Below are 7,663 nucleotides of genomic sequence, written 5' to 3'. Positions count from 1 at the left end.
CACTGGTCACACTTCCGCAGACGCAGCCAAGCCCGAGCCCGCCACTGCCACTACCAACGCCGAGGCCACAACCCCCACATGCGGTTGCAGTACTAAGGGTCCGCCCACCGCCCGCCCGGCACGCCCTACCGCGCGTCCGAGCCTCCGCCCGGCGCCGGCTGGCCTCCACCCGGAGCGGCCGGGCTCCCGGCCGGAGCGAGCGGAGCCAGCCGTTCCATACCATCGGCCCCCATCCCGCGGGCCGGCCCTTGGCAGCCCTGAGCCGCCGCGATCCCCAGCGCGACCAGCAGCGTCACCACGACGAACACGATGACCCGCTGACGCAGCAGCCGGCGGTCGGGGCCGGGCCGGCGCCCGACCGAGGTCGTACGGACCGGGGTGCGCGAACCGTTTCGCCCCGTCGGCCGTGCCGCCGGACCACGCCGGGCATTCCGCCCCGCGGTACGCGGATTCCTCCTCGCGCCGGTGCCTGCACCAGCACCCGTGCCCGTACCCGCACCGGACGCCGGTCCGCCCGGCCGTCCGCCGGCCCCGTCCCGCGGCGCCGGCGGACGCGACGCATGCGGGCGCGGCGCGGAGCCGCCCGCCGTCCGCCGCTCGGTGCGCTGGCGCGCGTACTCCTCGGCCCGCTGCCCGGTCGGTCGGTCCGACGGACGGCGCTCCGCCCGGCTCCATCCGGCCCCGCTGCCGGGCCCGTTCTGCAGAAGACCGCCCGACAGACCACCCGACGGACCGCCCGACAGACCGTGCGCTTCACGGGCCGCGATCTCCTTGAGCCGCAACGACAGCGACAAGGTGCTGGGCCGGTCCGCCGGATCCTTGGCCAGACACGACGCGAGCAGCGGCGCCAGCGCGTCCGGCACCCCGGCGAGCTGCGCCTCCTCGTGCACCACCCGGTAGAGCATGACCTCCGAACTGCCCTGCCCGAACGGGGAGTCCGCGGTGCAGGCGTACGCCAGCGTGGCGCCCAGCGCGAAGATGTCGGTGGCCGGGGTCACCGCGGCCCCACGTACCTGCTCCGGTGCCAAGAAGCCCGGCGACCCGACGGCCGTACCGACATGCGTGAGGGTGCTGGCGCCGGTCGCCCAGGCGATGCCGAAGTCGATGATGCGCGGGCCCTTGGGCGACAGCAGGATGTTGGACGGCTTCAGGTCGCGGTGCACCACGCCCGCGTCATGGACGGCCAGCAGCCCCTCGGACAGTGCCGCGCCGATGGAAGCGACCTGGGCGGGGGAGAGCGGCCCCTCCTCGTTGACCTTGTCGTGCAGCGACGGGCCGGGGACGTACTGCGTGGCGAACCACGGGCGGTCCGCGTCCAGATCGGCCGCGACCAGCCGCGCCGTACAGCCACCGCGGATCCGGCGGGCGGCGGAGACCTCGCGGGCGAACCGCGAGCGGAATTCCTGATCCTCCGCGAGGTCCGGCCGGATCACCTTCAGCGCCACCCGCTGGCCGCGCTTGTCCGAGCCGAGGTAGACCACGCCCATCCCGCCCGCGCCGAGCCGGCGGTGCAACCGGAACGTCCCGACGACACGCGGGTCCTCGCGCCGGAGCCGCATCATCGCCATGTCCGTCCCCTACCTGCGGTGGGAGGCCCCTCCGCTGCCAACCGTCTGACGTGGCACAGCTTACGGATTGACGGCTCGCTGTGCTGAGAGGCCGCGCATGCGTCGGCAACCGGATTGTCGGTGGCGGGTGCGATCCTCGGAGTGGGGGAGGGGAAAAGGGCGTGCGGGCCGCCCGGTTTTCCGCCCGCGCGCCCAATGATCTTTCACATAAGGGGGATTGACACGACGAAAGGTGATCGAGGACGAATGCCGGAGATGCGGGTCACGGCTCCCGGGGGCGGACGGCACCGGCGTACGCGGCGGCCGGCGGCTGCCTGACGGCGGGGCGTGGGGGAGCCGGCGGCGTGAGCGAGGTCACGCATGCGGCTCCGCCCGGACCTGCTGCCCGGTGGGCGACTCCTGGGGGATGTCCCGGGTTCCTCAGGGGTGTTCTCCACCCAGGGGAGTACGTGACGCCCGGTCCCGTCATCCTCCTGGAGGCCGCCCAATAGGTACGACGGCATGACGCCTGGCCTGCGCCGCGTGCCTAGTGTTGTCATCAAGCGGCGGGCGCAGCGCTCGTCCCCCGAGGTCAGACGCCCGCCGCTCCAGAGACGACGGGAGCGGACGATGGATCGGACCTCAGGACGGACGGCCCTTCGGGCGCAGGGGCGCAAGGCCGCCGCGGCGCTCGGCGGCCACCAGTCCTCGGGCACCCGCCATCCCCTCGTCGCGGTGGCCATGGTGCTGCCGTTGGCGATCCTGCTCGCCGTGGTCTTCGGCGGCTGGGAAGCCGTCATCACACAGGCGTCGTCCGTGGCCGGAATGCTGGGGCGCTGAGCGGCGCCCCGGTCCCGGGAGAGCGGCCCGGGACGGGGACCTCCGGCGGAATACCCCGTGGGGACGGGGGTGCGGCGGACGGCACGAACGGCCGGGCATCTGGGGAGATGCCCGGCCGTCGAGCTTCCGCGCCCACCCACCGGACCAGCGACTCCGCCGAGCGCCCCTGCCACCTGCGCACGCGCCCCGCCTGCCTCTGCCCCTGCCGCGTACGATCCCCTTCGGGCCCGACCAGCGACCGGGCAAGGCCTCACACCGACGCAGGCCCGGGGGAGGGGACCCATGACCACGCCGCTGGCCGACCGCCTGGCCGCCCTCGCCGCATCCTCCGGCCCCGACGGCCCAGCCGACCCCCCACCCGCACCACCGGCCCCCGAGACGCCCGTCGATCGCCCCTGGACGCCCGCAGGTCACGCGCACCCGCCCGCCGACCACCCCCAGGTCCTCGCCGACCGCCCCGACGGCACGGTCGTCCGCAGTGGCCGTACGGTCGCGAAGGCGCACGCCCCCGACGCCGACCCGCAGGACCTCGCCGCCCGTCTCCGGATCGCCGCGCACCCCCTCCTGCACGGAATCCTGCTGCCCCCGCTCCCGCTCACCGCCCCCGACGGCTTCCTCCTCCTCACCGACGACGGCCGGGCGCTGACCCGCTGGCCGTACGGCAGCCCGGTCGCGCCCGACGACCCCGACGCGGCGCCCTGGGAGGACGCCGCCCGCCTGCTGGCGCGGCTGCACCGTGTCGATCCGCGCCAACTCCCCGGCCCGGTCCCGCCGATGTGCGGCCCCGCCAAGGCCGCCCGCGCCCTGACCCGGCTGCGCGGCGCGTTGGAGAACGGCCCTGCGGAAGCCGTTCCCCGCATCCTGCGCGCGGCCGCTACGGCCGTCGAACGGGCCTGGTACGGGCTGCCGCCCTGGGCCCGGGGCGAGGTCCCGCCACCCCGTGCGGCGTCCCTCTGCCACGGCGACCTCCACCTCGGCCAGCTGGTCCGCCACCCGGCGACCGGCGGCCGCTGGCTGCTGATCGACATCGACGACCTCGGTCTCGGCGACGCGGCCTGGGACCTGGCCCGTCCCGCCGCCTGGTTCGCCACCGGCCTGCTCGCCCCGGACATCTGGACGCGCTTCCTGACCGCCTACCACGCGGCGGGCGGGCCGGCCCTGCCCCCGCACGGGGACCCCTGGCCCGAACTGGAGGTCCCCGCCCGCGCCCTGACCGTGCAGACCGCCGCGCTCGCCGTCGCCAAGGCCGTCACCGGGGAGCGGGCGCTGGACGAGGCCGCGACCGCCGTCATCGACGCCTGCTCCCGGATGGTGTCCCTGCCGCAGCAGTTGGCACCCGGCGGGCCCGTCGTACGCTGAACCCCACGCCACCGGAAGGCCGTTCCGGTGGCGCCGCGCCGAGCGGCAGCGAACGACAGGAGTTGAGCCGACGATGCAGTGCCCCAAGTGCCATGCACCGATGCACACGTACAACCGCAATGGCGTCCAGATCGAGCAGTGCGCCGGCTGCCGGGGGATCTTCCTCGACTACGGGGAGCTGGAGGCGCTGACCCGCCTGGAGTCGCAGTGGGTCCAGCAGGCCCCGCCGCCGCCCGCCCCGCAGGCGTACCCCGCCGCACCCGCCTGGGGCGCCCCGCACCACGGCCACCACGGCCACCATGGGCACCACGGTCATCACCGCGGCCTCGGCCACATGCTGTTCTCGTCCTGAACCGTCGCACCCGGCCCGGCCGGCACGGCCACAGCCGGCCGGCCGGCGACCGGAGCCCGCGACCGGCACGGCGCGGCACAAAAGCCGAGGGCCGGAGCGAAACGCTCCGGCCCTCGGGCTACGTGTGGACGATACTGGGATTGAACCAGTGACCTCTTCCGTGTCAGGGAAGCGCTCTCCCGCTGAGCTAATCGTCCTCGGGACCATGGATCGCGAAGACCCACAGCTGCGTGCGCGATACTGGGATTGAACCAGTGACCTCTTCCGTGTCAGGGAAGCGCTCTCCCGCTGAGCTAATCGCGCGGGGCCCGGTGGAGCCGGGCAGTGGACGATACTGGGATTGAACCAGTGACCTCTTCCGTGTCAGGGAAGCGCTCTCCCGCTGAGCTAATCGTCCTTGGAGGTGGAGACGGGATTTGAACCCGTGTAGACGGCTTTGCAGGCCGTTGCCTCGCCTCTCGGCCACTCCACCAGGAGTGAGGGGGTTCGGGAAGATCCCCCACATCGAGCGGACGACGAGACTCGAACTCGCGACATCCACCTTGGCAAGGTGGTGCTCTACCAACTGAGCTACGTCCGCAGGTGACTCTCCCAGACTACGTCCGGGAAGCTACCGGGCCCCCGGGGCGCTTCCGCGTCCCGGCGACGTGTTGAACTCTAGCGGATTCCGGGGCCAGTACAAAAACGCGTTTGTGCAGCGTGCTGCGCTGCTCGCCCGGCACAGGCGCGCCCGGGGCCCCCGCCATAGACTCGCTGACGTGCACGACTTCGCTCCCATGGCCCGCTTCGGCGGCCTGATAGCCACCGATCTACGGGATGTGACCAGCGATCCCGCGGCCCTCGACTCGACGGGCTGGTGGGCGGTGGCCGCCGACTTCGAGGGCCAGGTGGTCTGCGCCCGCTTCGCCGACGTACGCCCCGCCACCCCGGCCGACGCCCCCGCCCCCGGCACCTGGCACGGCCCCGCGCGAAGCGCCTGGGTCAGCTCCCTGGACCGCGACGCCTATGTCCGCGGCGTACGGCGGGTCCGGGAACACATCGCGGCCGGCGATGTCTACCAGGTGAACCTCTGCCGGGTGCTGAGCGCACCGCTGCCCGACCCGGACCGGGCCGACGTCGACGCGCTGTCCGCGGTGCTGGCCCGCGGCAACCCCGCCCCGCACGCCGGCACCATCCGGCTGCCCGGCCACGGCGTGGAGATCGCCAGCGCCTCCCCCGAGCTCTATCTGCGGCGGGACGACCGCGCCGTGTGGTCCGGCCCCATCAAGGGCACCGGACGGACAGCCGCGGACCTCTCGGACAAGGACCGGGCGGAGAACGTGATGATCGTGGACCTGGTCCGCAACGACCTCGGCCGGGTCTGCGCCACCGGAACCGTCACCGTCCCGGCACTCTGCGCGGTCGAGGAGCACCCCGGCCTGGTGCACCTCGTCTCCACGGTGCGCGGCGAACTGGACCTCGCCAACGAGAAGAGCGCCTGGGCCGACCTGCTGCACGCCACCTTCCCGCCCGGCTCGGTCACCGGCGCCCCCAAGTCCAGCGCCCTGCGGATCATCGACGAACTGGAGACCGCGCCCCGCGGGCCGTACTGCGGCGGCATCGGCTGGGTCGACGCCGACCGCCGCACCGGCGAGCTCGCGGTCGGCATCCGGACCTTCTGGATCGACCGCACCCCAGCCGACGGACCGCTCCTCCGCTTCGGCGCCGGGGCCGGGATCATCTGGGACTCCGACCCCGAGCGGGAATGGGCGGAGACCGAGCTGAAGGCGAGCCGCCTGCTCGCGGTAGCGTCGGGACGCAACGAGCCGAGCGGAGGAGAGCGATGAGGATCTGGCTGGACGGGTCACTGCGGAACGCCGAGGACGCCCGGGTCTCGGTCTTCGACCACGGGCTGACCGTCGGCGACGGCGTCTTCGAGACCGTCAAGGCGGCCCACGGACGTGCCTTCGCCCTCACCCGCCACCTGGAGCGCCTCGCCACCTCCGCCCGCGGCCTCGGCCTGCCCGCTCCCGACCTCGACGAGGTGCGGCGCGGCTGCGAGGCCGTCCTCGACGCCAACCCCATGCCGCTGGGCCGCCTGCGGATCACCTACACCGGCGGCGAGTCCCCGCTCGGCTCGGACCGCGGCGACGCCGGCCCCACGCTGGTCGTCGCGCTCTCCGCGACCACCCGCCGCCCCGACACCACCGCCGCCGTCACCGTCCCCTGGACCCGTAACGAACGCGGTGCGCTGGCCGGCCTGAAGACCACCTCGTACGGCGAGAACGTGGTCGCCCTGGCGCGCGCCCACGAACAGGGCGCCACCGAGGCGCTGTTCGCCAACACCGTCGGCGCGCTCTGCGAGGGCACCGGCTCCAACGTCTTCGTCGTCCTGGACGGCGAACTCCACACCCCGCCGCTCTCCTCCGGCTGCCTGGCGGGCATCACCCGCGCCCTGACCATCGCCTGGGCCGGCGCGAAGGAGACCGATCTGCCGCTGGACGTCCTGGAGCGGGCCGACGAGATCTTCCTGACGTCCACCCTCCGCGACGTGCAGGCCGTGACCCGGATCGACGGCCGCCAACTGACCGCCGGGCCGGGCCCGGTGACCGCCGAGGCCATGCGGATCTTCGACGAGCAGTCCGCCGCCGACGTCGACCCGCGGTGACGACCGGCCCCCGTACAGGGTGATGACGGGCCCGCACACGGGCGAGTAGAAAGTCCCCGTGACCACTACGCTGCGCCCCGCGGGACCCGAGGAACACCACGACGACGGCACCCGGGCCCGCCCGTACGACGTCTGCGTCAACAGCCGGCGGGCCGGCACGGTCCGGCTGTCGACCGACGCCCGTTTCGGCCCGACGGCCGGCCGGATCACCTACCTGGCCATCGACCCGCCGGACCGGCACCGCGGCCGGGCAACGGTCGCGGCGCTCGCCGCCGAGGAGGTGCTGCGCGGCTGGGGATGCCGCCAGATCGAGGTGACCGTCCCGGCCGAGGCGGCGGCCGCGCTGCGGCTCGCGGCGGCCCTGGGCTACACCGAGCGCAGCCGCACCCTGTCCAAACCCCTCGACGCGCCGCCGCCGCTGCCCGGGGACGTCACCGACCGGCCGCTGGGCGAGGCGGAGTACCCCGCCTGGCGGGACGCCGCGCTCGCCGAGCACATCCGTACGCAGACCGGCCAGGGGATGTCTCCGGCCCGCGCCGAGGACATCGCGGTGAAGGGCCACCACGCCCTGCTGCCGGACGGGGCGGAGACCCCCGACCAGGTCCTGCGGATCCTGTCCCACGATGGCGCCGACGTCGGCAGTCTCTGGCTCGCCCTGCGGATGCCGGAGCAGCCGGGCGGCTACGTCGTCGACGTGCGGGTGGACCCCGGCCACCGCGGGCGGGGACACGGCCGCACACTGATGCTGATCGCCGAGCGCGAGAGCCTCGCGGCCGGCCGCACCACCCTCGGCCTCAACGTCTACGCGGGCAACGCGCCGGCCCTCGGCCTCTACGAGTCGCTGGGCTACCGGCCCACCGGGTACCTGCTGTGGAAGCCGATCCTGTAGCGCGGCCGGCCGCGCTACAGAGCTCTTCC

The 7,663-nt window shown here is 74.2% G+C and carries 7 protein-coding genes and 5 tRNA genes; 6 read left to right on the top strand and 6 right to left on the bottom strand.

Going from position 1 to position 7,663, the window contains the following annotated elements; all coding sequences use genetic code 11:
- Positions 1 to 125: 125 nt before the first annotated feature.
- A complete protein-coding gene (locus IG62_RS0135845; RefSeq protein WP_037840163.1) occupies positions 126 to 1,568 on the bottom strand; it encodes a serine/threonine-protein kinase in 1,443 nt (480 codons plus the stop codon).
- Positions 1,569 to 2,177: 609 nt separating this feature from the next.
- Here IG62_RS0135845 and IG62_RS0135840 point away from each other — a divergent pair.
- From IG62_RS0135840 to IG62_RS0135830, 3 genes are all read left to right on the top strand, one after another.
- Positions 2,178 to 2,387, top strand: a complete 210-nt coding sequence (locus tag IG62_RS0135840) for a hypothetical protein (RefSeq protein ID WP_030813541.1) — start codon at positions 2,178 to 2,180, stop codon at positions 2,385 to 2,387.
- 282 nt (positions 2,388 to 2,669) lie between these two features.
- Complete coding sequence (locus IG62_RS0135835; RefSeq protein WP_078872461.1) at positions 2,670 to 3,746, top strand: phosphotransferase family protein; 1,077 nt, start codon at positions 2,670 to 2,672, stop codon at positions 3,744 to 3,746.
- Positions 3,747 to 3,819: 73 nt separating this feature from the next.
- Positions 3,820 to 4,098 (top strand): zf-TFIIB domain-containing protein, encoded by a 279-nt coding sequence (locus tag IG62_RS0135830; RefSeq protein ID WP_030813535.1) that lies wholly within the window; start codon positions 3,820 to 3,822, stop codon positions 4,096 to 4,098.
- A gap of 125 nt (positions 4,099 to 4,223) precedes the next feature.
- On the opposite strand, the gene IG62_RS0135825 is transcribed toward IG62_RS0135830, so the two are convergent.
- The 5 genes from IG62_RS0135825 to IG62_RS0135805 all read right to left on the bottom strand — a co-directional run bounded on the left by IG62_RS0135825 (position 4,224) and on the right by IG62_RS0135805 (position 4,678).
- Positions 4,224 to 4,295: transfer RNA gene (locus IG62_RS0135825), tRNA-Val, on the bottom strand.
- A gap of 34 nt (positions 4,296 to 4,329) precedes the next feature.
- Positions 4,330 to 4,401, bottom strand: a tRNA-Val gene (locus IG62_RS0135820).
- Between the two features lie 22 nt (positions 4,402 to 4,423).
- A tRNA-Val gene (locus IG62_RS0135815) sits at positions 4,424 to 4,495 on the bottom strand.
- A gap of 1 nt (position 4,496) precedes the next feature.
- Positions 4,497 to 4,570 (bottom strand) — tRNA-Cys (locus IG62_RS0135810).
- 35 nt (positions 4,571 to 4,605) lie between these two features.
- Positions 4,606 to 4,678, bottom strand: a tRNA-Gly gene (locus IG62_RS0135805).
- A 196-nt stretch (positions 4,679 to 4,874) separates the two neighbouring features.
- Between IG62_RS0135805 and IG62_RS0135800 the strand changes: the two genes are divergently transcribed.
- The 3 genes from IG62_RS0135800 to IG62_RS0135790 are packed head-to-tail and all read left to right on the top strand — an operon-like array spanning position 4,875 to position 7,634.
- Positions 4,875 to 5,924, top strand: a complete 1,050-nt coding sequence (locus IG62_RS0135800) for a chorismate-binding protein (protein WP_037840161.1) — start codon at positions 4,875 to 4,877, stop codon at positions 5,922 to 5,924.
- Positions 5,921 to 6,745 carry an aminotransferase class IV gene (locus tag IG62_RS0135795; RefSeq protein ID WP_030813529.1) on the top strand — a complete coding sequence of 275 codons (825 nt, stop codon included), beginning with the start codon at positions 5,921 to 5,923 and terminating at the stop codon, positions 6,743 to 6,745. Before IG62_RS0135800 ends, IG62_RS0135795 begins: the two co-directional genes overlap by 4 nt.
- A 58-nt stretch (positions 6,746 to 6,803) precedes the next feature.
- A complete protein-coding gene (locus IG62_RS0135790) occupies positions 6,804 to 7,634 on the top strand; it encodes a GNAT family N-acetyltransferase (RefSeq protein ID WP_030813526.1) in 831 nt (276 codons plus the stop codon).
- The last annotated feature ends 29 nt before the right edge of the window (positions 7,635 to 7,663 follow it).

Source organism: Streptomyces sp. NRRL S-337, assembly GCF_000720175.1.
GTDB lineage: Bacteria > Actinomycetota > Actinomycetes > Streptomycetales > Streptomycetaceae > Streptomyces > Streptomyces siderophoricus.
Note: the sequence above shows the minus strand (reverse complement) of the source record. Positions and strands in the feature narration are given on the sequence as shown.

Excerpts from the sequence above, each read along its gene's own strand:
- IG62_RS0135845 (WP_037840163.1), bottom strand. The coding sequence starts at position 1,568 with ATGGCGATGATGCGGCTCCGGCGCGAGGACCCGCGTGTCGTCGGGACG.
- IG62_RS0135840 (WP_030813541.1), top strand. The coding sequence starts at position 2,178 with ATGGATCGGACCTCAGGACGGACGGCCCTTCGGGCGCAGGGGCGCAAG.
- IG62_RS0135835 (WP_078872461.1), top strand. The coding sequence starts at position 2,670 with ATGACCACGCCGCTGGCCGACCGCCTGGCCGCCCTCGCCGCATCCTCC.
- IG62_RS0135830 (WP_030813535.1), top strand. The coding sequence starts at position 3,820 with ATGCAGTGCCCCAAGTGCCATGCACCGATGCACACGTACAACCGCAAT.
- IG62_RS0135800 (WP_037840161.1), top strand. The coding sequence starts at position 4,875 with ATGGCCCGCTTCGGCGGCCTGATAGCCACCGATCTACGGGATGTGACC.
- IG62_RS0135795 (WP_030813529.1), top strand. The coding sequence starts at position 5,921 with ATGAGGATCTGGCTGGACGGGTCACTGCGGAACGCCGAGGACGCCCGG.